25 protein-coding genes and 5 pseudogenes are annotated in these 24,998 nt (G+C 37.1%); 21 read left to right on the plus strand and 9 right to left on the minus strand.

Features of this window, described 5'->3' with window-relative positions; genetic code table 11:
* The first annotated feature begins 19 nt into the window (after window positions 1-19).
* From BI350_RS09470 to BI350_RS09495, 6 genes are all read left to right on the plus strand, one after another.
* The gene (locus tag BI350_RS09470; RefSeq protein WP_075527875.1) at window positions 20-634 is read left to right on the plus strand and encodes a hypothetical protein; all 615 of its coding nucleotides are present in this window, start codon (window positions 20-22) and stop codon (window positions 632-634) included.
* Window positions 635-1,031: 397 nt separating this feature from the next.
* Window positions 1,032-1,592, plus strand: a complete 561-nt coding sequence (locus BI350_RS09475; RefSeq protein ID WP_075527876.1) for a DUF4256 domain-containing protein — start codon at window positions 1,032-1,034, stop codon at window positions 1,590-1,592.
* 157 nt (window positions 1,593-1,749) lie between these two features.
* Window positions 1,750-2,127, plus strand: a complete 378-nt coding sequence (locus BI350_RS09480) for a VOC family protein (protein WP_075527877.1) — start codon at window positions 1,750-1,752, stop codon at window positions 2,125-2,127.
* Between the two features lie 484 nt (window positions 2,128-2,611).
* A complete protein-coding gene (gene nadC / locus BI350_RS09485; RefSeq protein WP_075527878.1) occupies window positions 2,612-3,457 on the plus strand; it encodes a carboxylating nicotinate-nucleotide diphosphorylase in 846 nt (281 codons plus the stop codon).
* Window positions 3,458-3,477: 20 nt separating this feature from the next.
* Window positions 3,478-4,497, plus strand: a complete 1,020-nt coding sequence (locus tag BI350_RS09490; protein WP_082295029.1) for a TAXI family TRAP transporter solute-binding subunit — start codon at window positions 3,478-3,480, stop codon at window positions 4,495-4,497.
* A gap of 35 nt (window positions 4,498-4,532) precedes the next feature.
* Window positions 4,533-6,509, plus strand: a complete 1,977-nt coding sequence (locus BI350_RS09495) for a TRAP transporter permease (protein ID WP_075527880.1) — start codon at window positions 4,533-4,535, stop codon at window positions 6,507-6,509.
* A gap of 327 nt (window positions 6,510-6,836) precedes the next feature.
* On the opposite strand, the pseudogene BI350_RS09500 reads toward BI350_RS09495, so the two are convergent.
* A pseudogene (locus BI350_RS09500) lies at window positions 6,837-7,522 on the minus strand (S66 family peptidase).
* A 469-nt stretch (window positions 7,523-7,991) separates the two neighbouring features.
* Here BI350_RS09500 and BI350_RS09505 point away from each other — a divergent pair.
* From BI350_RS09505 to BI350_RS16920, 11 genes and pseudogenes are all read left to right on the plus strand, one after another.
* A complete protein-coding gene (locus tag BI350_RS09505; RefSeq protein WP_075527881.1) occupies window positions 7,992-8,552 on the plus strand; it encodes a GNAT family N-acetyltransferase in 561 nt (186 codons plus the stop codon).
* Window positions 8,553-8,807: 255 nt separating this feature from the next.
* Window positions 8,808-9,269, plus strand: a complete 462-nt coding sequence (locus BI350_RS17425) for a GNAT family N-acetyltransferase (protein ID WP_075527882.1) — start codon at window positions 8,808-8,810, stop codon at window positions 9,267-9,269.
* A gap of 10 nt (window positions 9,270-9,279) precedes the next feature.
* Window positions 9,280-9,456, plus strand: a pseudogene (locus BI350_RS17205) (peptide-methionine (S)-S-oxide reductase); the annotation flags it as partial.
* Window positions 9,440-9,580 (plus strand): annotated as a pseudogene (locus tag BI350_RS17210) (GNAT family N-acetyltransferase); the annotation flags it as partial. The pseudogenes BI350_RS17205 and BI350_RS17210, both read left to right, overlap by 17 nt.
* A gap of 41 nt (window positions 9,581-9,621) precedes the next feature.
* Window positions 9,622-10,029 (plus strand): HIT family protein, encoded by a 408-nt coding sequence (locus tag BI350_RS09515; protein WP_075527883.1) that lies wholly within the window; start codon window positions 9,622-9,624, stop codon window positions 10,027-10,029.
* A gap of 12 nt (window positions 10,030-10,041) precedes the next feature.
* On the plus strand, window positions 10,042-10,212 hold the full coding sequence (locus tag BI350_RS16915; protein WP_155767509.1) for a hypothetical protein: 171 nt from the start codon (window positions 10,042-10,044) through the stop codon (window positions 10,210-10,212).
* A 53-nt stretch (window positions 10,213-10,265) separates the two neighbouring features.
* Window positions 10,266-10,787, plus strand: a complete 522-nt coding sequence (locus BI350_RS09520; protein ID WP_075527884.1) for an NUDIX hydrolase — start codon at window positions 10,266-10,268, stop codon at window positions 10,785-10,787.
* Complete coding sequence (locus BI350_RS09525; RefSeq protein ID WP_075527885.1) at window positions 10,784-11,329, plus strand: histidine phosphatase family protein; 546 nt, start codon at window positions 10,784-10,786, stop codon at window positions 11,327-11,329. The genes BI350_RS09520 and BI350_RS09525 overlap by 4 nt, the downstream gene beginning before the upstream one ends.
* An 85-nt stretch (window positions 11,330-11,414) precedes the next feature.
* On the plus strand, window positions 11,415-12,464 hold the full coding sequence (locus BI350_RS09530) for a DUF2332 domain-containing protein (protein WP_075527886.1): 1,050 nt from the start codon (window positions 11,415-11,417) through the stop codon (window positions 12,462-12,464).
* Window positions 12,465-12,487: 23 nt separating this feature from the next.
* Entirely contained in the window at window positions 12,488-13,672 is a 1,185-nt protein-coding gene (locus tag BI350_RS09535) for a diaminopropionate ammonia-lyase (RefSeq protein WP_075527887.1), read from the plus strand.
* Window positions 13,673-14,115: 443 nt separating this feature from the next.
* Window positions 14,116-14,256, plus strand: a complete 141-nt coding sequence (locus tag BI350_RS16920; protein WP_245698243.1) for a hypothetical protein — start codon at window positions 14,116-14,118, stop codon at window positions 14,254-14,256.
* Window positions 14,257-14,803: 547 nt separating this feature from the next.
* On the opposite strand, the gene BI350_RS09540 is transcribed toward BI350_RS16920, so the two are convergent.
* On the minus strand, window positions 14,804-15,664 hold the full coding sequence (locus BI350_RS09540) for a DUF421 domain-containing protein (RefSeq protein WP_075527888.1): 861 nt from the start codon (window positions 15,662-15,664) through the stop codon (window positions 14,804-14,806).
* Between the two features lie 77 nt (window positions 15,665-15,741).
* On the opposite strand from BI350_RS09540, the gene BI350_RS09545 reads away from it, so the two are divergent.
* Window positions 15,742-16,083 carry a DUF4363 family protein gene (locus tag BI350_RS09545; RefSeq protein WP_075527889.1) on the plus strand — a complete coding sequence of 114 codons (342 nt, stop codon included), beginning with the start codon at window positions 15,742-15,744 and terminating at the stop codon, window positions 16,081-16,083.
* Between the two features lie 260 nt (window positions 16,084-16,343).
* Here the strand turns inward: BI350_RS09545 and fabI are convergent, their stop codons facing one another.
* Entirely contained in the window at window positions 16,344-17,120 is a 777-nt protein-coding gene (gene fabI, locus BI350_RS09550) for an enoyl-ACP reductase FabI (RefSeq protein ID WP_075527890.1), read from the minus strand.
* Between the two features lie 823 nt (window positions 17,121-17,943).
* Here fabI and BI350_RS09555 point away from each other — a divergent pair.
* The 3 genes from BI350_RS09555 (at window position 17,944) to BI350_RS09565 (ending at window position 20,478) form a co-directional block, all read left to right on the plus strand.
* Window positions 17,944-19,077, plus strand: coding sequence for a glycerate kinase (locus tag BI350_RS09555; protein WP_075527891.1), 1,134 nt, complete (start codon window positions 17,944-17,946; stop codon window positions 19,075-19,077).
* 209 nt (window positions 19,078-19,286) lie between these two features.
* Window positions 19,287-20,081: an LAGLIDADG family homing endonuclease gene (locus BI350_RS09560; RefSeq protein ID WP_075527892.1), complete on the plus strand. Its 795-nt coding sequence runs from the start codon at window positions 19,287-19,289 to the stop codon at window positions 20,079-20,081.
* 25 nt (window positions 20,082-20,106) lie between these two features.
* A complete protein-coding gene (locus tag BI350_RS09565; protein ID WP_245698335.1) occupies window positions 20,107-20,478 on the plus strand; it encodes an rRNA methyltransferase in 372 nt (123 codons plus the stop codon).
* 530 nt (window positions 20,479-21,008) lie between these two features.
* Here the strand turns inward: BI350_RS09565 and BI350_RS09570 are convergent.
* From BI350_RS09570 to BI350_RS09600, 6 genes and pseudogenes are all read right to left on the minus strand, one after another.
* Window positions 21,009-21,662 (minus strand): helicase-related protein, encoded by a 654-nt coding sequence (locus BI350_RS09570; RefSeq protein ID WP_075527894.1) that lies wholly within the window; start codon window positions 21,660-21,662, stop codon window positions 21,009-21,011.
* Window positions 21,628-22,571: pseudogene (locus BI350_RS17430) on the minus strand (SNF2-related protein). The gene BI350_RS09570 and the pseudogene BI350_RS17430 overlap by 35 nt, the downstream one beginning before the upstream one ends.
* Before the next feature lie 171 nt (window positions 22,572-22,742).
* Window positions 22,743-23,144 (minus strand): helix-hairpin-helix domain-containing protein, encoded by a 402-nt coding sequence (locus BI350_RS09585; protein ID WP_075527897.1) that lies wholly within the window; start codon window positions 23,142-23,144, stop codon window positions 22,743-22,745.
* 242 nt (window positions 23,145-23,386) lie between these two features.
* A pseudogene (locus BI350_RS17435) lies at window positions 23,387-23,654 on the minus strand (MMPL family transporter); the annotation flags it as partial.
* 361 nt (window positions 23,655-24,015) lie between these two features.
* Complete coding sequence (locus BI350_RS09595; RefSeq protein WP_075527899.1) at window positions 24,016-24,399, minus strand: TIGR02328 family protein; 384 nt, start codon at window positions 24,397-24,399, stop codon at window positions 24,016-24,018.
* 24 nt (window positions 24,400-24,423) lie between these two features.
* Window positions 24,424-24,957: a DUF1722 domain-containing protein gene (locus BI350_RS09600; RefSeq protein WP_075527900.1), complete on the minus strand. Its 534-nt coding sequence runs from the start codon at window positions 24,955-24,957 to the stop codon at window positions 24,424-24,426.
* Between the last annotated feature and the right edge of the window lie 41 nt (window positions 24,958-24,998).

Raw genomic sequence — 24,998 nt, forward strand, 5'->3', positions numbered from 1 at the left:
ATACATTGGGGGCTTAACTATGTGGCATGGACCATATGAACGACCTACAGCACATTATGACGAACAGCTTAAGGAGATTGATGAGGAATTATGTGTATTAATTAACAAGAGAAAAGAATTATCTAAGAATCCTGGATTTCCAACAGATGAACTGATATACGAATGGGTGAATCAGTACGCCTTTCAAGCGGAATTTTTACATGCGCTTTTTAGATGTTTGTTAGAAGAGGAACATTACCAACCAATCATTGAACCAAAAGGATTTATTAAAAATATCCCGGTATTAAAATCTTTTGAAAAAGATGATGTGTTTTTTCTCGTAACATTTTTGCGTCAATTTGAAAATGCGACAGTTGTAAATGTAACGATGGATCGTGATTCATCTGGAGATTTACCAGGTGAATTTATGCATCATCCTTTTTTGGAATTAGAAATTATAGATGAGAGTGGCACAAAATATACTGTCCAAAATAATGGAGGCGGGGGATCCGGTGGACATACGGCCCTCGCATATGTTGTATCTCCGACTTTACCGGAAGATCTTGGAAATATCCAATTGGTGTTTAAAAAGGAAAGCACATACTTTAATAAGGATGACGATGGATTAGAATTTTCGGTTAAGTTAGGACATTAATCGCAGCAATAGGTTCATCAAATCACAAAGAAATTGAGTTAACAGTTCAAGGATGGGATCCATTCAAGTCAACATATTTCAAATAAGCTTATACATAATGAATGCATTCTAATATTTGAACATATCCACCAGTATCGTTTACACGAATTTGTTGTCCGCCTTTTATAAAGGCTGTTGCATTTTCAATAAACAGCTCTCCTTATGCCTGGTATTCATTATGCATTCCTTTCTATGTCTTTTTTAAACGTATAGATCCGAGAAAATAATTAAATTAGTTACAATAGAGACACTTAAGTATTGAAGTGCTAAAGTTGTAAACAGTTACTCGAGAATAGCCGTATGTTTGAAACTCGTGTAAAATAAAAATACATCTTATCATTATACGGAGGAAGTTAATATGGCAGAGAAAAACCTTACATCAGATCAAATTGAAGAATTACTAACTACATTAAAACTGCGTTTTGAGAAAAACATGGACCGTCATGAAGGACTTAATTGGGAGCAAATCCAAGAAAAACTGGAAGCGAATCCCGAAAAACTGTGGTCACTCAATGAAATGGAAAGAACAGAAGGAGAACCTGACGTGATTGGCCGGGATGAAGAAACTGGCGAATACATTTTTTACGACTGTTCAAAAGAAAGTCCAAAAGGGCGAAGAAGTGTTTGTTATGACCGAGAAGCATTAGAGTCTAGAAAGAAACATAAACCCGAAAATAACGTAATGGATATGGCGGCTGACATGGGCATTGAACTTTTAACTGAAGAACAGTATCGCCACTTACAAAGCCTTGGAAATTTCGATATGAAATCTTCAAGCTGGGTAATAACACCAGAAAAAATTAGAAATCTTGGCGGAGCAATCTTTTGCGATTATCGCTACGATACCGTATTTGTTTATCACAACGGGGCAGACTCCTATTATGCTGCAAGGGGATTCCGTGGCTCGTTAAGAGTATAAGCTATTAATTACGGAACAAATCAAAATCCTTTTATTTAATATTAATTATAGCGCAATATACAGCAGCTACACTCATACCAGTATTACATTTAATTTCTTTACTATATCTGGTCATTTTACCATTTTGGTGAAGCTAAAAAATCGGGCGGTGAAACTTTTGATTAACAAAATAGGACAAATTATGTTGTATGTAAATAATCAAGATGAATCAGTAAAATTTTGGACAGAGAATTTGGGTTTTACTGTTATTCATGAAGAAAATGCACACGGCATAAGATGGATTCAAATTGCACCGACAAAAAGTGCAGAGACGAGTATCATTTTACACAATAAGGAAGTCATTGCTCAAATGTCTCCAGAATTAAACCTTGGGACACCTTCTTTAATGTTTTTCTCAGATCAATTCGACGTATTATATAATAAATTGGTCAATAATAACGTTACGGTGGGAGAAGTTATGAAGATGCCTACAGGCAGAGTATTTAATTTTGCGGATAATGAAGAGAATTACTTTGCGGTAATGGACAAAAGTTAACTTTAACATCAACAAAAACGGCCTTTGCTAGATAATAGCGAAGGCCGTTTTTGTTATTACGTACGCTCGAATCAAGAGGGAAAGTTAACATACCGTTATCGCTTTCTGTCAGCATGCCGTACTCCTTGCTGTTTAAAGCAAACTCTATCCGATTCCCACTTTCAAAGCCAATTATTAAAAGCGGTACGATTGTAAACATCACGTTCCCGATAGGATCTGAATACATAGGCACCCCTCTGCAAACTTGTTTGTATATGATTATACGTTCGCGAGGGAGAATGGTTTCCTTTGGTCAAATATTTTTATAACAGAATTTTACAATGTGTTTAAATAAAATTAACTTGCTATTTCAATAAATATATGTAAATATAGGTGTCAAGACACATGGTTGGTGCTACAATGATTTTGATTATTTCCATTGGAAAACTACCTAATCATTTGTGAAGATTTTCACAACGAAAGGGTAAAGAGAGGGAGTTGGGGTATGAATCTATTAAAGCTACGAACGCAATTACAATCTTTTTTATTGGAGGATATTGGCGATCAAGATATTACGAGCCAAACGATTTTCCCACATACAGAGATGGGAAATGGCGTTTTCATTGCGAAGGAAGATGGAATTATTTCAGGTCTAGGTATCATTCAAGAGGCTTATCATTTGCTAGACCCTTCTATTAAAGTAACTGGGTTTTTTCAGGATGGCGATGTGGTGACTGCCGGGGATAAAATTGCGGAAGTAGCCGGTCCAATCGCACATTTACTTACAGGTGAAAGGGTAATTTTAAATCTTATGCAGCGAATGAGCGGCATTGCGACAGTTGTAAACGAATGTGTGGAAACGCTAAACGATCCTTCCATTCAAGTTTGTGATACGAGAAAGACAATTCCAGGACTGCGTATGTTTGATAAATACGCTGTTGTAAGTGGTGGCGGAAAAAATCATCGGCAAGGATTATATGATGGCGTTATGATTAAGGATAATCATATTGCATTTGCGGGTTCTATTACGAAAGCAGTGCAACGCGTACGGGATAAAATTGGGCATATGGTAAAAATTGAAGTAGAAACAGAAACGAAAGAAGAAGTACTGGAAGCAATTGAAGCAGGCGCGGATGTAATTATGTTTGATAATCGTACACCTGAAGAAGTGAAGGAATTTGTTCAGTATGTGCCGGAAACCATCATTACAGAGGCTTCGGGTGGGATTACATTGAAAAACTTGGCAACTTATCACGGAACTGGCGTCAATTACATTTCATTGGGCTTTGTAACACACTCAGTAAAAGCACTCGATATTAGTCTACAAGTCAAGGAAGACAACAAAAAATAATCCTATTGAAAGAGGAAGTTATGATGAAAAGAAGTTTCATTTTAATGGCAATGCTATTCAGTGTTTTATTTATCGTCGCGTGCAGTAATAAAAAAGCAGTACATAATGAGGAATCAGAGAAGGAAGATGCTTCTGATGCATTACAAACAACTATCATTGGTGGACGTACGGGTGGTGCATGGTCTGTATTTACGGAGGGAGTAGCCGAGTCTATCCGCAGGGAAAACAAGGGCGCGGTCGTTACTGTTGAGCCCGGCGGTATTGTAGAAAACCCGCCTGCCGTCGGAACAAATTTGGTTCCATATGGGATTACCTATTCAATGACCGCCTATGCCGCTTATACAGGCACAGAACCATATCCAAAAGCATATGAGGATATTCGTGCAATTAGCGTTATAGTCCCTGGAAATTATTATCAATTTGTCGTAAGATCAGATGCCCCGTATAATTCTATTGATGAAATAGTTGAAAATAAAATACCGATTCGTTTGTCCGTCAATCAGCAAGGGTCTGCTGGTGAAATTATTACGAAAAACATTTTACATGAATATGGAATTACATATGAAAATATTGTTGATTGGGGCGGGGCCATTGAAAATTTAAGCGATGTGAAGACATATGAATTAATGGCCGACAAGCGAATTGATGCGAATGGAAATGCTGTGTCCATCCCCTCAAGCGGTATAATTGAAGCATCGACAACGACGGACCTAAAGATGCTTTCTTTCAATAAAGAAGTGTTACAAGCGGTATCGAATGATCTTGGAATGGAAATCGGAACAATTAAAGCGGGCAGCTATGATTTTTTACAAGACGATATCGATACTTTGTTTACGCCGGCGATATTAATTGTCCATAAGGATGTGCCAGATGAGGAAGTTTATCAAATAACGAAAGCGATTTATAACAACTTTGAATTTCTAGGAACAGTACACGAAGAATTTAAAAATTTAACAGCTGACAATATGATGGAAGTTGGGCAAGTGCCACTTCATCCTGGCGCAGAGAAGTTTTTCAAGAAAGCAGGCATGCTTGATTAAGAAAATTCTTGATCTTTAAGGAAGTGGTTTGAGTCGTGAACTTTAAAAATAGATTCACTGGATGGTTCACAGAAGGAGAAAAGCGTGAATTGTCGAATATTCATCTAACAATATTTTCCCTTCTAGCATTTACATTAGCTGTCTTTCAAATTTGGTCTGTCGTCTGGGGTAAATTAAATCCTATGAACCAAATGGCGATTCATTTGGCGTTTATTTTAGGTCTTACATTTCTAACATACAGTTATTCCAAAGGTTCCGGTTTAACCCGACCGACGATAATCGATTATATTTCTGCCATACTTGCTTTTGCTGCAGGGATATATTTCACGATTCACGCGGAACGCTTTGCTGTAAGAATTCCGATTATGGAGCCGTTAACGAACTTTGATATATTTTTCGGATTGGTATTTGTGCTTTTGAGCATTGAAGCTGCTCGGAGGACAATCGGTTATCCTATTATTGTAATTGTCTTCATTGGCATTGGGTATGCTTTATGGGGGCACAGATTTGAAGGTCTTATGTGGCATCGGGCCTTTTCGCCTGTAGATGTATTAGACGAATTGGCATTTAGTTTTAATGGTCTGTGGGGGTCGCCTATTTCCGTTGCAGCCTCATTCGTATTTATGTTCATGTTATTCGGTGCGTTTTTAAATAAGGCAGGGGCTGGAGAATTCTTTTTCAATCTGTCTACAGCGGTTGCAGGAAGAACAAAAGGGGGAGCGGCCAAAGTTGCTGTACTTGCTAGTGCATTATTTGGTTCTATATCTGGAAGCCCGACAGCAAACGTAGTAACAACTGGTTCCTTTACAATTCCTGTAAGTAAGAAGACAGGTTACAAACCTTCTTTTGCCGCGGCAGTGGAAGCAGCCGCCTCTACAGGTGGAAGTATATTGCCACCGATTATGGGTTCATCTGCCTTTCTGATGGCTGCCGTCACACAAATGCCGTACGGTTCCATCGTAATTGCTGCGATTATTCCTGGAATTCTTTATTATGCATCTTTGTTAACGATGGTTCATTTCGAAGCACTTCGACTGGATTTACCGCGAGCTGCTAAGGAGGATATTCCAAAGCTTTCTACAGTCTTAAGGGAAGGATGGTTCTATTTTATTCCTTTAGTTGTATTGGTATTTTTTCTAATACAAGGGTATAGTGCTTCTAGAACCGGATTTTACGGCATCATTTCTATCGTCATTGTTAGTTGGTTCCGTAAAAAGACGCGTATGGGGTTAAGGGATATTGCTTCGGCAATGGTCAATGGCGTTAAGTCTGCTATCCCTGTTTCAACGGCATGTGCTGCAGCAGGATTAGTCATAGCGGGGATTATGTCTACAGGTCTTGGCGGTAAATTAACTAGCATTGTTCTTGGATTAACAGAAGGGATGTTATTCCCTACTTTAATACTCGTTATGCTCATTTGTATCATTTTAGGAATGGGGATGCCTGTTGCGGCAGCCTATATATTAACTGCGATGCTAGCGGCACCGGCATTAATTGAATTAGGTATTTCAACCATGTCTGCTCATTTGTTTATTGTGTATTTTTCTATCTTTTCAGCAATTACTCCACCTGTTGCAGTCGCAGCCTTTGCCGCCGCAGGGATCTCTGGTAGTAATCCGAATCGAGTAGGATTGGAAGCCGTTCGTCTTGGCTTAGTTGGTTTTATTGTTCCATTCATGTTTGTTTTTGAACCTTCACTATTGATGGACGGGGCGCCGGGGGAAATCATTATCTCAATCTTAACCGCATTGATAGGTGTGATTATACTAGCTGCTGGTGTAATTGGTTGGTTGATTTCAAAAGCTACAATCGTGGAACGGGTTGCGTTAATTGCTGGTGGACTTCTCACAATTTACCCAGGTTTACTGTCTGATGGTATCGGTGTAATGCTGATTCTTTCAATATTGTTTATTCAGCGTAGTCGCGAGATTAAGATGATAAAGAATGATGATAGGAAACCAATGGAAAAAGGGCGATTGAAAGGGACAGATTCTATTGGGGTTGAGAGTTAACGATAAAGACCTTTCCATAAAATCATCCACTACAGGCTTCATTGCCTAGAGTGGATGATTTTTCTATTCTAATTTTTTACGATTCGTTTATCTATTAATTCATCCTCAAACTTACAAAGATGTATAGAGCTAGCGTCTTCATGCTACATAATCATGACCATCGTATTGAGGTTTTAGCGTTATTAAGAGGTGGAACCAGAAAGTAAAAATGGTCTTTTCTAGCTTACGGAACAATTGTTCTGGAAGTGAGTTTAAACGCTTATATAATTGATAAATTCAGTTACAACGATTATGGAGTTGGATGAAACGGATATTAGACACATTAATTTAAATCCATCTCTCCGTACAATACACTTTCTTCATAGTTGCATCTAACTTTACCCTCTTACCAATCGCTAAAGGATGCATAGGATGTGTATGACAACAATCAAAATCAGCTAAAATGGGAATAGCCTTACCATCAAGCTGTTCCAATAAGATATCCAGTGGTTTTTTTCCTGTTCCTAGATCATCATATTGTTCATGTTTACCTAAAATAATGCCCGCGACTTTGTCAAATACACCATGCAGCTTTAACATGGCAAAATTTTTCTCAACGGTCGAAGCATCTTTCATACAGTCTTCAAGCAATAATATATCTCCCTTTTTAATCTCTGGAAAATACTCTGTACCGATAAAACCATACATCGCATTATTGTTGCCGCCTATTAATCGACCTTCTTTTCATAGTCAATATAGGGAAGCATACTATTAGAGTTTGTTCCGCCAATCGTGGACATCACCATTTTGATTTCAGGATCACGCAATAAAGCATTTAATTCTTCAGCACGTTCTCTTGGTGTACCAGAACGATATGTATCGGTTTTTCCTGTTAGGTTTCCTTCTACTATGATAAAACCTTTAGATTCTAAAAATTGTCTTGCCCGCAAGTAACGTTTACTTGCCGTGACAGTTGCAGGAGATGAAGGTGAATAAATGCCAATTTTATCTCCTTTTTTAAGCCGTTGTATCATATTTTGACTCCTTTCTACATTCTCTTAATAACTATCAAATATGGTTTTGGATATTTTCTGAAAAATGAATTCCTTATGTTATAATATACTTCAATTGTGAGTATTCAACAAATGAGCGCGATTCCTCACAAATAGGTGCGTCCACCTGGAATATTAGTGTCAAATTGTTCCAATCTTAGAACGGAGATGAAGAAATGACTAGTCAAATTAGGTTTAATCTCTCGATTGTTGTTGCCATTCTTTTAGTCACGAATTCTATTCTTGCTTTTTACTATGACCATTCTTTGAAATGGCTATGGTTGGTAGTAGCTTTCTTCAGTGCTTTTAATCTTTTTTATTTCTATAAAAGAAAACAAAATCAAAGCAATTAACCTTACTAGTTGATCCAGATGCACCGGGCTTGAGTGTAGAGGTTAATCATACTATACATTTATCCGAGACGGGATCAACGCTGAACGGAGGAAGAAAAATGCGATTAGTTACAGACCGGTTGCTATTAAAACCATATAAACATGAATTTGCAGATGTTATTTATCTAGTAGTGTCACAGGCGGAAATTGCTGACACAATGATCACAATTCCTCATCCATACCCTAAAGAAGTTGTGTATAAATGGATTGATTATTTACATAGAAGCGCAAAAGAAGGTACCGCTTTTGAATTTGCAATTTTTTTAAAGGAATATCCAGATAAATACATAGGAAATTGTGGGCTTGTCAGCATTTCTAACAGTCACCAAAAGGCAGAAATCGCCTATTTTATTGATAAGAATGAATGGGGAAAAGGCTACGCAACTGAAGTAGCATATTCTATGATAAGTTATGGTTTTGAAAAACTTGGTTTGGAAAGAATATACGGTCATTGTATGTCCAGAAACCCCGCGTCTCGAAAAGTAATGGAAAAGGTAGGATTCCAATTTGAAGGGACATTGAGACATGATGTTAAAAAAGGAGAAGTCTTTGAGGACCTGGATTTATTAGGTATGATACGCACTGATTATAATAAATTGAATAGTGCAATCATTAAATAGTTAGAAATACATTGAAATTCTATAGTGAGAAAATTAGTTCATTTAGGAAAGTATAGGATGGTGGGGGCCTAAAATTTCCTTTTTGTAACGAAATGCAACTCTAAGAAGTGTACTTGAAAGAGTAGAGCGAGCCGGGAAACTCCCGCTATCATTGTGAGCAAATCAACAGGTCTAATTTTCATTTAGAACTGAATTCAAAAACAGCTATTTAGGGATATAGCGTTTCAAAACAAAACAGTGTGCGGGGGTAAAATATTGAAAATTGACTTTTTATTAAATCATCCAGGAAAAGTTAAAGAAGTTTCTGAAATGATTTATAAAGAATTTGTAATGAAAACAGGCAGTAATATGGATTTTGAAGATGTTTTTAAATACTTTGCGAACACCAAGGATAATGAATTTCCTATAACACTTATAGCCTTAGAAAACGGAATGTGTTTAGGAACCGTATCGATTTTTGAAAACGACTTAAAGGTAAGGCAAAAGTATAAACCATGGCTAGGTTCACTGTATACTAAACCGGAATTTCGTGGTAAGGGAATTGGACAAAAGTTAGTAGAAAAAACAATAAACGTGGTCAAGGAATTAGGATTTAATGAGCTTTATTTAAGAACGGAAGATGCATCAGACTATTATAGGAACAGAGGTTGGACTTATGTAGAAAGCCTTTCTGATGATAAATACGAAAAAATTGATATACTCACAATGAAATGTTAGTAACACAAATGAGGCGAAGGCATATCTAAGTGAAAGAATTGATTATGACCTTATAGTTGTTGAAGTATTACCTCTTATAAACTATGTAAGAAGTGCAGAAGAACATCAAGATAGGTTATCTAGGTATCCAAATGATTATTGTCATATCCCGGAGGAAATATTAAATAGATACAAGTGGCTATGGTGATAAACTTCTCTCTTTCATACATGAATGGGCTAAAGAAAACGGTTATCCAAATGTTGCCTTATCATCGGGGTTACAGCGATTAGATCCTCATCGATTTTATGAAGTTATAATGGGTTATGACTAAATAGTCTAAAAAGACCGAAGAATGAAGAGGTGTTCTATTCATTGAAAGACTGTGTATTTTGTAATCCAAATTTAGAAGCGAACCAAAAGGTGATTTTTATTAATGAGCATTGCATGTTTTTGCAACTAGAGCAAGCCCAAGTAAAGGGGAGTCAGCTTGAGGGGGCCGGGTTAATTGTCCCGAATGAGCATAGAGAAACTGCATTTGATTTAACAAAAGAAGAGTGGAATGCAACTTTTAGTCTTCTTCAAGATGTTAAAAAATACATAGACGAGAAGCATCAACCACAAGGGTACAACCTTGGCTGGAACTGTGGTGAAATTGGCGGACAACATATTTTCCACGCGCATTTTCATGTAATCCCTAGATATTCAGAAGAGCCATTAGCAGGCAAAGGGATTAGATATATGTTTAAAGGCACCGAGAATGAGAGAATTTCTAGTGAGTAAGGAGAACGCTAATTGAGTAGTATTCTTTTTCTTATTTTCCATGTACTAATTGGAATTGCATTCATCTATCTTTACGGTAAATTACCAAAAGCTCTAGCTACATTTTGTATTGTCTTTTTTACATTCAGCATTCTTTATTGGACCGTGATTATATTAGATATATTTTCAAGTAACTGGGCATAAAACTACTAAAACAACCGCAGTAATCGAACAAAAGATTTTCGGAGGGGATTTCTGTGTACGTTAACGTAAGGGCAATTATTGAAAGAGAAGGATCTAATGGAACGGAAATTGTTATACAAAAAAGAGTGAAACCGAATGAGAATAAAACTCCGTATGAGCTGCCTGGCGGAAGATTAGAAGAGTTTGAACCTTTTTTAGTTGGACTTAAAAGGGAAGTGCTCGAAGAAACTGGACTTCATGTAACGAAAATATTGGGAGAAGAAACAAGAATTGAAACGAATGATGTTGATTCAAATGTAGAAGCTATGAAGCCTTTTGCTGTTTATCAAACGATAAATGGTCCAGTGGATTCACTAGGCCTGTACTTTCGATGCCATGCCTCTGGCGAACTGCTAATAGAAGGGGATGAATCCGAAGATATAAAATGGATTTCGGTAGACGAACTACAAACTTCTTTAGAGAAAGAGTTAATCGATTTTAGTTGGGTAGATAAGTCAGGAATTATGTATTATCTGAAATGGTATTACAGAGAAAAACAGCTTAATGATAGCGAAGGAACGGAGCAATTAAGTTGAAGAAAATTTATCTAGTAAGGCATTGCGAAGCACAAGGACAATCATCCGATGCGGAACTTACGGAAAATGGGCTGAAACAAGCGGCATCTTTAGTGGACTTTTTCTCTGGAATTAATATTGATCGAATTATTTCAAGTCCATTTAAACGCGCAGTTCAATCAATTATACCGCTTACAAAGCAATTGGATGTCGAAATTGAATTCGATAATCGGTTAACAGAACGTATGCTAAGTTCAAAAAATCTTCCAGATTGGATGGACAAATTAAGCGCAACATTTAAGGATTTCGAGCTTAAATTTGAAGGCGGAGAATCCAGCCGGGAAGCAATGAATCGCATAGTAGATGTTGTTGAGGATGTTTTTAATGGAAAAGATGAAAATACAATCATCGTGACACATGGAAATTTATTATCATTGCTTTTAAATCATTATAATAAAAACTTCGGATTCGATGAATGGCAAAACCTTAGTAATCCGGACGTTTTTCTCTTGAAAAGTACGGACGGAGAAATAGCTTACGAACGATTATGGGAACTTCTTTAAAATTATATATTACTTATACAAGAAGTTAACTATGTACGACTTGATTAATAGTTACAGTAACCTTTAATTGTAGGGGGAAGCTATCATGCATAATATTGATAGATTATCGCGAAACTTTTTAAATTTTGCTGAAAGGGAATGTAAAGGCTCAAGTTTGCTTTATGAATACCTATCTATAAAAATTGCAAACGACAATTGTCTTCTTGAAATATCTAGTAATGCTCAAAAAGGGCAACCAATTCCAAACCTTTTATTTGGCGCAGTCCATTATCTTTTACAAAAGGGCCAGAAACACCCATTAAAAAAATACTATCCTAGCATCGTTAATCATCCGAAACCATACAACGAATCGTTTGATCACTTTAAGGATTTTTGCCTAGAACATCGGATTGAAATTGAGGCTATTCTTAAATCCAGGCTTGTTCAGACGAATGAAGTACGAAGATGTGCATACCTTTATCCCGTTTTTTGTACGATATACGAGCTAGCAAATAAACCGCTAGCACTGATCGAAATAGGCACTAGTGCAGGATTACAGCTGCTTTGGGATCAATATGCATATTCTTACGGACAACAAGACGTTTATGGAAATACAGAGGCTAAACTTCATATTACAGCGGAAATAAAGGGAGATAAGAGGCCAGTTCTCCATCTGACTCCACCCCTACCCCAGGTCACCACTAGACTTGGTTTAGATTTGAATACGATTGATTTAAATGATGAGGATGAAAAGTTATGGCTAAAATCATTAATTTGGCCCGAGCATAAAGAAAGATTACATATGTTCGAGCAGGCAGCAAATTATCTTCAAAATAATTCAGTGAAGTTAGTTGAAGGTGATGGGTTACGTTTATTACCAAAATATGTTAAGGATATTCCAGAGGAAAGTGTAATTTGTGTTTTTCATACGCACGTTGCAAATCAAATGCCGCCGGATTTAAGAAATCAGCTAATCCAAACGATTGAAACGATTGGACAAGAAAGAGACATCTTTCATATATACAATAATATTTATGATGGTCATTTACACCTTGATTATATTCTAGATGGGATGATGCATCAACATACAATTGCAGAAACGGATGGACATGGCAGATGGTTTAAATGGTTATTGAAAAGCGAGAAAACGATGTAGGATATCACTATGGAGGTTATAAAATGAACGACATTAGTTGGGTTGATAATCGGTTTAAAGAAACGAAACCTGTAACGCAGGAATTGGTAAATTTCTCTGAAAAAGAAATGAAAAAAGTTCTCAACTTTCATTCTAGTATACCTGCATATAAAATTACTCCACTGCATTCTTTATCTGGTCTATCAAATTCTCTAGGAGTAAAGCAAATTTATGTGAAAGACGAATCAAAGCGATTTGGACTGAATGCTTTTAAAGGTTTAGGGGCTTCCTATGCGATGGCTTCTTATTTTGCTGAAAAACTTTCACTTGATTTAAGCACAATAAATTTCCTTCAATTATTAGAACATGTTAAGAGTTTACCAAAATCCACATTTGCTACAGTTACGGCGGGTAATCATGGGAGAGGTGTAGCATGGGCCGCAAAGCTTTTCGGGCAGCAAGCAAAGGTTTATTTGCCAAAAGGCTCTTCAACAATGCGTTTAAAGGCAATTCAAGAATTTGGTGCAGATGCACAAATTACAGATATGAAATATGACGATACGGTTCAACATATCGCAAGCGTTGCCAAAGAGAATAACTGGGTACTTGTTCAGGATACTGCCTGGGAAGGGTATGAAAAGCTTCCTCTATCCATTATGCAAGGCTATACAACAATTGTTGCGGAGATAGTAAAACAATTAACTTTTCGTGAGATTTCCCATGTTATTCTTCAAGCTGGGGTAGGTTCGTTTGCTGGAGCTATGGCCGCCGCTATTTCTCATTCAGCGTCAGGTTCGGCCCCTAAGATCATAATAGTTGAACCGTCTGAGGCGGATTGTCTTTATCAATCGGCACAGAGCACAACAGGAGAACCGCAACGGGTGTATGGAAATCTATCTACGATGATGGCGGGACTTGCGTGTGGAGAACCTAATCCAATTGGATGGGAAATCTTAAAAACAACCAGTGACTATTTCTTCTCTTGTGATGACTCAATAAGTGCAAAAGGCATGCGCGTTTTAAGTTCACCTGTTCCTCATGATGTCAAAATCATCTCTGGGGAATCTGGGGCGGTGCCATTGGGTTTGTTACATGAATTAATGACAAACGATCAATTAAATGAAATAAAAACTAGTCTAGGACTAGATGATTCTTCTAGTATTTTAATGATTAACACTGAAGGTGACACCGATCCTGTTAATTATAAAACAATAATCCAAAATACATAATAACTTAATTTATTTTTAACTAGCGGGGAACTTAGTATTTATCGACTCTCCGCTAGTTAATTCATTGGGTGAAATTCTATTTCAGCCTATCAAATCATAAGGGATGGAGAAATAACGTGAGTAAAAAACAAAAATCGTTGTTAGGTATTATGTTTCTATCACTATGTGTATCGGGTGTTTTAACATCGCTTGGAATCTTTTTTAGGCATATACCTATTCTTATTTTTAGTACATTGCTAATAATATCGCTACCGTTTTTTGTATACAGAATCATTGGGAACAATGGACAGAAATCGAGATAAATGAAAGACAGATATCTTTATACAGGAATATGAAGAGACGTCTTTAGTTTTAACTCATCGAAACAATAGCCTGCAAGTGTTAGTCATTAATCCTCTTCCTTGAAACTCCTCATTAATAAACCAATTTGAGGGGAGAAGGCAGTGAACCCAACCATACGGCGGTACGGGTTGCGTTATGGTGGGCTTTACACGTACAAATCGATTCACCTCCATGTCCTTGAAGATGAGATTGGCCTTCGTCTGATTAACCCAGGGAAGGAATGGCGGCAACCTGTTACATAGACTTTGAAAGAACTGCGCAGATAGAGTTGGAGAAAAAAAGTTGTGGCTGAACAATAACACATGCTTTTAATATGGCACAATTCCTTAGCTGGATTTGTGATTTTTATTTGAGAGAAGTATCATCCTCCTACTGGCGGATTACTTGGAATATTTCGTTTATTATGTTCGGGGCGCTGCCTCTGCAATAAATTAAAACCGTATAAGGCATACACCGTGTATACCTATTTTAATGAAAATAAAACCTACGCAGCTTTCAAGTAAAGTGAGGAAGTATGACAAAGAGAATGTTTGTTTTGACAATCAAAATAGATGAAACAGTTCATACAACAGGTGTTCCGGCAACTAAATTCTGACTAATATTAGCCTGGCAAGTTTGTTGGCTTTTAGGAAAATGATACACATGTTAACTATTTACCCGAAACAAGGATGAAAAGAGGGTTTAACTTTAGGTGAAATTACATTTAATAAGAAGCCTCAGCAAAGATAGCAGTCGTACATAAAAACCGATTGGGTATATCTAATAAGTACCAAACGTATCACACTTGAATCATTTTAAGTAGGGCATAATATCCTCTATTGTTTTTTGTAATTTTTTTGTTTGCTCGCTGTACATTTTCTTCGTCTTTTTATTTTCGGTTTCAGGGGAGAATTTTTCTAAATCTGCTTGTAATTTCTTGAGCGCATCCGTCAATGATGGTCGTTGCTCAACCTGATTCTGAACCATTTTTTCATTATATAGATCAACATAGAGATTGCCTTTTGAATCTACTTGAGCCAGGAACACATCCTTAATTTGGGATGCACCTTGTTTTTTAACCTCGCTTAATAACCATTTTGAAGAATAACCAAGCATCGCCAAGTTCTGTTCTAAAACCGTACCATCTGCGATTAACAATGATGGAGCATGTTCGGATTCAACTTCTAAACCTAATAATTTAGGTGTAACAGGTTGTTGCTCAGTTTTCAACATGATACTGAGTTCACCATTTGTCTCTAAAATAGCCATCTCTACATCATCTACTTTAAAAACACTCTTTTCACGTAACAACATCATTAATTCATCAATTGCCAACTGGTTTTTCTTCATACTTTTATCTAACACTTGGCCATTTTTAATAATAATGGCAGGCCTTCCATCTGTTAAGTGTAGAAACTTTCGATTTTTTATGCCTAAATAGGCTAAAACGAGTGGAAACAAACCCCAAATAATTAATGAAACAATTCCATTTGATATTTTAACATTTTGATCGACGGACATAGTTGCAGCAATAGATCCGATTGTGATACCAACACAATAATCGAAAAACGTTAGTTGTGAAAGCTGTTTTTTCCCCATAATGCGGGCCATTATTAATAATATAAGAAAAGCCCCAATGGATCGAATGAGTATTAATAAAAATTCTGGCACGTAAAACCCTCCACCTTTTTTATGCTTATCTTATTATTGGGCAATATAGTAAGAAACATACAAAGGTGAGGTGCTCAATGTTGAAGAGAAAATTAATATTGATTGGAGTCCTGTTATTATTACTAACTGGTTGCTCAAAGGTAACCGGGCACTCTTATTTTAATGATCATATAAGTACAATCGAGGAACATCTTGAGTTTGCTGAATGGAGTTTTTTAGTTGAGCAAGCAAATAACCTAAAAACGCTATATGACAATCAACAATGGAAATTACAGTTATTGGGGGATGAGGGGGAGTATGAAGGCTTAAATGAAAGTATTCATAGGCTAATTAAGGCAACAGAGCAACAAGACACAACTCAAGCAAAATTAGAGTTGGCAACAATTAAAGTGATTATAAACGATATTTATTCTTTATAAGATGCAAATTGGCTAAAGGATATTGAATTATTTACAACAAAATGCGCTTTTTTAGGGTTGGGAACACTTGTTCCGAGGTTTCTTTAAACCTTTAGAATGGAAAGTGATGGGGGATTTAGATAGTCGTATAATAAAAAGGAAGACCCAAAGTCAGTTTTTTACTGAATTTGAATCTTCCCACAATAGATAAATGATCGTCGATTAAATTCTTCACCAATTTTTATTTGACAAAGAACCTAATTTCGGTCATTCCGGAAACATTAATAACCGATGATATGATAGCCGGAATCGACATGTAGATTTTCACCAGTGACACCGCTCGCGAGGTCGCTCAGTAAAAATACAGCGGCTTTACCGACTTCTTCTGGATTCGTCGTTCTTCTTAAAGGTGCTTTTTCTTCAATAACTTTGAGGTTTTCATTAAAGCCTGCGATTCCTTTCGCTGCAAGCGTACGAATCGGTCCAGCAGAAATAGAATTCACACGAATGCCATGCTGTCCAAAGTCGTTGGCAAGGTATTTAACGCTTGCATCGAGGGAGGCTTTGGCGACACCCATAATGTTATAGTTTTTAACAACTCTTTCCCCGCCCAAGTAAGTAAGTGTTAGGATTGAGCCGCCTTCTTTTAGAAGTGGCTTGACAGCCTTAGAAACAGCCACTAAAGAGAATGCACTAATATCATGTGCAAGTTGGAAACCATCACGGCTTGTATCTGAGAAGTCACCTGTTAACTCTTCTCTTTTCGCGAAAGCGATACAGTGTGCTAAACCGTCAACAACCGAATATTGTTCGGCAATCGTTCCAAAAGCGTTATCAATGCTTTCATCGCTTGTTACATCACACTCTACAAGTAATGTATTTTCTTGATTTAACTCAGGGATTAGTCGTTCAACTTCTCTTTTTAGACGTTCACCTTGGTAAGTGAAGATTAAATTAGCTCCTGCTTCGTTTAGGGCTTTAGCGATCCCCCAGGCAATGCTTCGTTTATTCGCTACACCCATAATTATAAAGTTTTTTCCAGTTAATAGATTATTCATGCATAGTACCTCGCTTGTTTGTTTTTGTTATGAATAGAATTATTCTTAATCGAAGTGCGTATTGAATTGAAAACGTGCTTTTTATAATGTGAAAAATAAAAAGATCAATTAAAGAATTAACTCAAGTTCTCAATTTAATCATAATTGAAATGTTAGTTTAAGTCGAGCGTAAAACATTTTCACTGCAAAACCAATTATAAAGGTTGTTTTCGAGTTTCTAATTTCGTAGTTATTTACATGAGAAGATTTCAAGAATGTTTGTTGGGAGAATTATGATGAAAATATGGTAAAGTACCACTTTACGAGAGGGGAGAGCGTATACCTTTTGGATGTTAATCTTGGTGAAGATGGTGATGAATACAACAAAAATAACCCATCCTTGAGTTAGAGGCTCAATATGGATGGGTTATTCCACCTTATTTATGCCGATCCCTTGGTGGGACCTGCTATTACATTTGGCCGTTTCGATAAAACAGTATCGAGGCGGTCTTTTTTATACTAGTCTTTATATACTTTTATTATACGTTTGATTGACAACCGGATTATATTATTGTGTTTTTCGCAATTAAATATGATGTTACTAGGATAAACAATTTGGGATTAAGGACATTGTAAGGTTTTTCATTAAAAAATGCGCTTTTTCACGTGATAGAACAATTGTTCTCTGCAACAGAAAGTAGAAGCATGCTAGAATTTTGTCAGTAAAGAAAGTGATGCCGTATGAAACAATTATCGGGTTGTGACAATCGCTGTTATTTCAACATTGATTTTCGGTGTGTTCCAATTTTGGGGATAAGTATAAAGGGATAGGAGCGGGATAAACATGAAGATCGTCATTGCGCCTGATTCATTTAAAGAAAGTCTGACAGCGAAAGAAGTTGCAGAAGCCATTGAAAGAGGCATGAAACGGGTGATTTCTGATGCTGAATATGTAAAAGTACCGATGGCCGATGGAGGAGAAGGAACTGTCCAGTCGCTTGTCGATGCGACGGGCGGTGAAATTATTCGTAAACAGGTTACGGGGCCGCTAGGAGAGCCAGTTGAGAGTTTCTTTGGCATTTTAGGCAATAAACGGACCGCTGTTATCGAGATGGCGGCAGCTTCTGGCTTACATTTGGTGCCGAACGGGAATCGAAATCCGCTTCTCACAACGACGAGAGGAACGGGAGAGTTGATTGCCGCCGCTTTAGATTATGGGGTGGACCATATTATCATCGGACTTGGCGGAAGCGCCACGAATGATGGCGGTGCGGGAATGGCGCAAGTTCTCGGTGCCCAGCTTCTTGACATTGATGGCAAGGAAATCGGTCCGGGCGGCGGTTCACTGCATGAATTGGCGATGATTGATCCCGTTCAATTGGATCCAAGGTTGGAACATGTGAAAATAGAAATTGCTTGTGATGTGGACAACCCGCTTACGGGAGAAAAAGGTGCATCAGCCATTTTCGGTCCACAAAAAGGTGCTACTCCGGAGATGGTCAGCCAGTTGGATCAGAATCTCCATCATTTCGCAACCATCATTGAACGTGATCTCGGGAAAAGTATTAGGGATCTTGCTGGTGCTGGTGCAGCGGGGGGGCTGGGTGGTGGATTGCTCGCTTTTTTACCTTCCGAACTGAAGCGAGGAGTAGACATCGTCATAGAAGCAACCGGTCTCGTCCAAGCCGTACAAGATGCGGATCTTGTCATTACGGGAGAAGGAAGAATCGATGCACAAACAATTTTTGGAAAAACACCAATGGGCGTCGCCAAAACGGCGAAGCGATTCGGCGTGCCAGTGATTGGGCTGGCAGGAAGCTTGTCAGCTGATAGCGATATTGTTCATGATTATGGCATGGACGCGGTTTTCAGCATCGTGCCGGGCGCCGTTACATTGGAAGATGCATTAGAGCATGCAGCCGATTATGCGGAAAGAATGGCTGCCAATATAGCGACTGTATGGAAAATGGGGAAATAGTATTCGAGCTGTTGGCGCTTTCAGTTGTATACAGACCTTACGGGTAATGCCGTAAGGTCTTTCTTTAATTAACGATATTCCCAATTAATTAGTCACTATTGTTTTTGGACAATTAGAACCTTTGTTTGTATAATTGAGTATGTAAGATGTTATTTTTGTTTTACTTAAATAAATCTCTTTTAGCATGACACGAGAAAGGAGTAATGTCTATGCCAAGAAATCCAGGAATGACAGACGAAGTAATTATTCGGATGTATAAAAGTGGAATGCCATTTAAGGAAATGGTTGCAATTGTCGGGATTTCGGATCGTGCTATCCGTAATGTTATGTACAAGCATAATATACCTATGAATCGAGAGCAGTATTCCGGGCAACCAAGAAAGAATCAAGTTAATGAAGACTACTTTAAGACTTGGTCACATGAAATGGCTTGGGTATTAGGTTTGTTTGTTACAGATGGCCAAATGCACAAGAAAACGCATACTATATACTTTGCACAAAAGGAAGAAAGAATCCTTCGATTAATTGCAAATTATATGCAGGCAGACTATATATTAGCACCTAGCGCGCCTACAAGATCTACACCTATGCTTATTATTAACTCTAAAGTAATTAAAAAAGATTTAGAGGAATTAGGCATAACTCCTAATAAATCATTAACGCTAGCATTTCCGGCAGTTCCAAAAGAGTACTTAGCTTCCTTTATCAGAGGTGTAATAGATGGTGATGGCTGGGTACAAAACACTGGTTATGTAATGAATATAACTTCTGCTAGTCAATCCTTTGCTGAAGGACTTCATACCGTCTTCCGAACCTGGAATTTGCGAACTGAAATTACAACTTCTACTACTCAAACAGGAAAGGCAATTTACAGAATTTGGATTAAAGGCAAAGAGGAACTCCCTAAACTTGCTAAAATCATCTATAAACATGCACATAATAATGATTATATTTTATCTAAAAGAGAACGTATGGAACAACGATTAAATATTTTTAATAATTAGCTTGGGGGCAACATTATTGTGGAAAATGATAGACGGGAAACTAATTCAAACAGTAGACGTATCCCGAATAAAATTTAGAACTAATATTAGTAAATCCATTCTAAAAGAATTAACGGTTATCGCAAAAGAAAACAGAACGCATGTTAACTATTTATTGGAGAACGGAATTATAAACGTGTTAATAAAAGGGAGTATTTCTTATAACAAGGATTTAAGACCAAAAGATCGAGTCCAATATAAAACAACTTATGACAAAGAGTTATTAGAGAGCTTGAGATGGTTTGCTAAAGAAAAGAATTTGTTTATAAATGATGTAATTGAGTATGGCGTCCAATTTATTAATATTAATGATGTTAAAAACAAAAATTATCGATACAGGATAGAGCAGAAGGAGTGATATTAACATATCACTCTATACATCACAGAACGCCCCCGTCATAATATATATTATCGGAAGTTACGTTTCATTGATAAGTATACTTATAACATTGAGATATTTTGTGTTTTTATAGGATTTATTGATTTTATCCTTATAGATCACATACTGTTAAGTTTCTAAGGCTTTATCAACAGATTACTTTTTGGCTAAGATAAATCCAATCACTCAAGATTCATTCGAAAATACTTCAAAACAGTTTCCTAGTTATCGACTTGCTGGCATCTTCATCTTAAGCTGTGTGAAATTAAAACAAGTTCTAACGTTTTTCAGTGTTAGAACTTGACTACAATTAATACTTCATTTTGTTAAATAATTAATACATAAATATATACGATATCTTGTGATTTACTACTCATTCATACCGTACTCCACATTCTACAACAACCTAAAGATTAAAATAAGAATTACTTACTCAACAATACTTAAATGTTCATAATCGTTCATCCTTCTTCACTTGGCGATACTAATCATATTATCCCCCACTTCATCTAACCTGTCATGCTCTTCAGTCGACCTTTCTCTAACTGTAACACTTTCATTTTAACCGATTCGTCATCGCCATCTTCATATTCATTTAAAGCGAGCGATCCAACTTCGGATTCTCTGGCATATAAATCAAATAAGCCGGCTTTCTGACCTAATAACTCCAGCATACTCGCGTCGATGCTATTTTCCGTTAAAAGACGATATACTACGACATTTCTTGATTGCCCCATTCGATAAGCGCGACTAATTGCTTGTTCTTCAATTGAGGGTTTCCACTGCGGTTCACATAAAATGACGACATTAGCCGCTTGAATATTTAAACCGACGCCGCCTGCAGTAATTTGGCTTAGTAAGACAGACCCGGGCTTCGCTTTCGTAAACTCATCGATAATCTCTTGCCTCCTATGATTTGGTACGTCCCCGGTAATTGCTTCAAAGGTTCTGCCGTCTAAATGACTTTGCACAGTCCGTATGACGTCTCTAAAAAACGAGAATACTAACACTTTATGGCCATTCTCATGCGCTTCTTCACATATATCTAATAACTTTTGGAGTTTCGGTGATTTTTCAGGAGTTCCGCCTAGCCATGCAGCCCGCCGCATTAACATTAACTGCCCAGCACTAACTAACTGCTCGTTCGTAACGTTCTTGTTCATTTTCCCCAAAATCCATCCATTGCGGAATGATTTCAAGTTCCGGAAGTTCTTTTAAAACTTCTTTTCGATTTCTTCGTAAATAAACAGGTGCAATCGTCTTTTTAAATTCATTTGGGTGCAGTAAATGTAATTCATTTGATAACATCTCCGCGATATTAGGTTGTAATACCGCTATTAACTGCTTCATTTCTTCCAAACGATTTTCAAGCGGTGTCCCGCTCATAAACAACGCATAATCTGCAATGCTTGCTAATTGGTAAACACTTTTCGATCGTTTCGCTTCTGGGTTTTTAATATAATGTGCTTCGTCTACTATCAGCGCATTGATTGTTATACTCTTCATGTCTAAGTGAAAAGTATGCTCATATGTTGTTAATAAAACGCCTTTTTCCTTCTGCCATGCTGTAAACGCCGATTCCCGCTGATTTCCGTGAAAAAAAATGTTTTTAAATCAGAATGTTGTTCAATTTCACGTTTCCAATTCGCTAACACACTTAAAGGACAAACAACGATTGAATACTTTGCATCATTTTCGAATAAATGATTAATAAGTGCCAACGCTTGAATCGTTTTCCCAAGCCCCATTTCATCACCTAGTAAAGTACGTTTATAATGCAAAGCATATTTTGCCCCAAACATTTGATACTGACGTAAGTCTAATTTCAATCCTGTTGTATCTAATGGTAACGTTTGAATTTCTTCAACAATTTCGTTCGACAAAAAATCATCTGTAATCGTAGAAGCATCAAATCCTATTACTTTTTCAATTTCAGTATAATAGGATGCGTTTTTTTCAATAAAATGATTCGTTAGAATGTCATGAGAAACTGTAAACTGATGAATTTGCATCAACTGTTTTCTTGCTTTGTGTAAAGTGTCTTGATGCATTTTTTCATTTAATCTATTCATCGCATCGTTTATTTTCTCTTTTTCATTTTTAGTTTGGAAAAGACTCCCCCAAAAACCTCTTTTTCTCTTTGCTATTGCAAACTTACTTTCAACCTTCGTCCAATGTCTCTATTGTAACTCTCAAAGACTCAACTGCTTCTGAAAGTTTCCATTTGCGATAAATGCTTTCTATTAGCAATAAATCTTCTTTTGAAAGATGATCGGATTAAGTTTAGGTGTTGCTGCTTCATAGACAGATGTTACTTTTTTCGACACAGCTTCATAAATTGCTTGCGCACTTACTTCACCGATACCATTGATCATTCTCAAGTCTTCTATGCTTTTATTCCGAATGTCAAAAATCGTTTCAAATCCATTCATTGCTAATCGATTAATCGGAATTCCTCTTCCTAATGTCGAAATCGTATCAATTGGCATTGCTTGTAATTGTTTTTTTGCTGCAATAAATTTTAACTGTTCCCAGCTTTCATGTATTTTTTCGTTGAAACAAGTTTCAGTAAAACGCATCTGTTCTCTTCTAATGCTATTCAATTCACCCTCGAATCGAAGGACATCCTTTTTTGTTTGAATCATTGAACTCCTTCCTTTCGTGTGAAACCTACTCTATCTAAATGACTTAGGATTGAGAATCTCTGCAATAAATTCTTGCATCCATTGTAGCACAAGGCATATCGTACGAAGTATTTGGATTATCTCCAATAGAAAAAAGCACCTCATTAAGAGATGCTTTTCAATATGTTATTCGTCTTTACCTTGTATGGCATAGCTTTCATCGTTCATGGCTGGAAGAAAATGGCTTGTTTTAACGGCATATGCTTGTGCTTTTGCCAAATGCTTGAGACGAGGAAGATATTGTAATCCTCACCCTAATACGACTAAAAAGACGAACGCATAAAATTAGCCCTTGGATTTCCTAACACCAAAGAAATGATGTAGCACAATCCAACCTAGTCCAAGAGCTGAGAAATAAGATAATAAAACAGTTGCAAGTAAATAAGCTGTCGCGACAATGGACTTTAAATAAACGAATAGTAAAACGGCGATAATAACAAGAAGTACCGGAATAATAATCGATTGATCGCGACTTCCCTTTTCTCTGTTCAATTTCTTGCATCATTTCTTCAGTACGCGGAATAAATGCAACACACCCAAGTAACGCTAGAATGGCTGGAAGCAAAGTTAGTGCCCCGCAATCCCCATGATGAAGATTGACAAGCTAAACGGCACTGCAAAGCGGTCGTACGATACGTAATACGCGAGTCCTAGCGAGAGCATTCCCAAAACCGTTGTAAGAGAACCCATCATAATTGCGCCGCCGCAGTTCGTCACGATACCGCAAGATTACTCCCTTGTCATTAGATGAATTAGTGACAGAGATTTATAAATCTGTTTGGGACGGACTTTCGCATCCAAGTGCGTAAATGAAGTGTCAGGTTCTGCTATTTCAAGAACCTGGCATTTCAATCATTAAATGAATGCCTTTCTCCGCAAGATTTTCAAGGCATTCCTTCATATAGCATTCATTATGCTCGGGATAAATCGGTTTACTTTCCTGCTCAATTACTACCACTTCATATGATGAACATTGCTTTCCACGATATGCTGGATTCTCCCATAACGGATCATTCTTATAACCTCGTCTTTTCATTTCATTGATCACTTTCATGTGGTATTGAAAAAGCTTATAGGGGTCGTGGTCAAATACATAATTTACAGTCGCATGCTTTTTATTCCAACCTAAGCCGCGAAGTGCACAACATTCCCTATGTTGCCCTAATAACTGTTGTCTAGGTAGTTCTGTTAATAAATCTTCATGCCATAATCTCATTCTATTCCCTACTCTCTAGATTCTCTAAAAGATGTCATTGCTTTCCTTCTGTTTAAAAATGACAGAGTTACCGTTCCAATAGAGTGTATTCGGTGGGTACGTTTTTCCTTTGTCTTTCAGCAGAGCAGTAATTTGATTAAAACAATTCCCTCTTTTACTTGGCCACAAACTACAATTCAATAAATAATCAACTTGATAATGAAGTGTGTAGCTCTCTAAAATACGTAAAGCTTCTTTTGGATTCACTTGAATCAGCATATCCAGCTCTTGTCTCGCTGCACTTGGTAATACTTTCTTAAAATAACCAGATATATGGTACAGCGCATTTGTAATTTGCGGTAAATCAGTACTTGGCACTTCCTTAAATGCAGTATACACATCGGAAAGTACTTCGTAAGCCTTCACTAACTTCACATTTTCCGGGCGTAGATGTTCACGAACTTTACGATATTGCTGCTGACTGCATGCTAAAACAAAATATTTATTTGCAGCCCATACTGATTGCGCAGCTTTTAAAATGAGTCGTTGATTGCATATTATTTTTGTTTCCTTCTCCATAATAATCACCCATTTCATTTGAAAGTGTTAAGACTGCTATA

This window comes from Sporosarcina ureilytica, assembly GCF_001753205.1.
GTDB classification, from domain to species: domain Bacteria; phylum Bacillota; class Bacilli; order Bacillales_A; family Planococcaceae; genus Sporosarcina; species Sporosarcina ureilytica.

Bases quoted from the DNA above. Each gene is read 5' to 3' on its own strand.
- BI350_RS09490 (WP_082295029.1), top strand. From the start codon at position 3,478: ATGATGAAAAGAAGTTTCATTTTAATGGCAATGCTATTCAGTGTTTTA.
- BI350_RS09530 (WP_075527886.1), top strand. From the start codon at position 11,415: ATGCATAATATTGATAGATTATCGCGAAACTTTTTAAATTTTGCTGAA.
- fabI (WP_075527890.1), bottom strand. From the start codon at position 17,120: ATGAATAATCTATTAACTGGAAAAAACTTTATAATTATGGGTGTAGCG.
- BI350_RS09585 (WP_075527897.1), bottom strand. From the start codon at position 23,144: ATGATTCAAACAAAAAAGGATGTCCTTCGATTCGAGGGTGAATTGAAT.
- BI350_RS09555 (WP_075527891.1), top strand. From the start codon at position 17,944: ATGAAGATCGTCATTGCGCCTGATTCATTTAAAGAAAGTCTGACAGCG.
- BI350_RS09600 (WP_075527900.1), bottom strand. From the start codon at position 24,957: ATGGAGAAGGAAACAAAAATAATATGCAATCAACGACTCATTTTAAAA.
- BI350_RS09595 (WP_075527899.1), bottom strand. From the start codon at position 24,399: ATGAGATTATGGCATGAAGATTTATTAACAGAACTACCTAGACAACAG.
- BI350_RS09545 (WP_075527889.1), top strand. From the start codon at position 15,742: ATGTTGAAGAGAAAATTAATATTGATTGGAGTCCTGTTATTATTACTA.
- BI350_RS09570 (WP_075527894.1), bottom strand. From the start codon at position 21,662: ATGAACAAGAACGTTACGAACGAGCAGTTAGTTAGTGCTGGGCAGTTA.
- BI350_RS09475 (WP_075527876.1), top strand. From the start codon at position 1,032: ATGGCAGAGAAAAACCTTACATCAGATCAAATTGAAGAATTACTAACT.
- BI350_RS09560 (WP_075527892.1), top strand. From the start codon at position 19,287: ATGCCAAGAAATCCAGGAATGACAGACGAAGTAATTATTCGGATGTAT.
- BI350_RS09505 (WP_075527881.1), top strand. From the start codon at position 7,992: ATGCGATTAGTTACAGACCGGTTGCTATTAAAACCATATAAACATGAA.
- BI350_RS09470 (WP_075527875.1), top strand. From the start codon at position 20: ATGTGGCATGGACCATATGAACGACCTACAGCACATTATGACGAACAG.
- BI350_RS09535 (WP_075527887.1), top strand. From the start codon at position 12,488: ATGAACGACATTAGTTGGGTTGATAATCGGTTTAAAGAAACGAAACCT.
- nadC (WP_075527878.1), top strand. From the start codon at position 2,612: ATGAATCTATTAAAGCTACGAACGCAATTACAATCTTTTTTATTGGAG.
- BI350_RS09565 (WP_245698335.1), top strand. From the start codon at position 20,107: ATGATAGACGGGAAACTAATTCAAACAGTAGACGTATCCCGAATAAAA.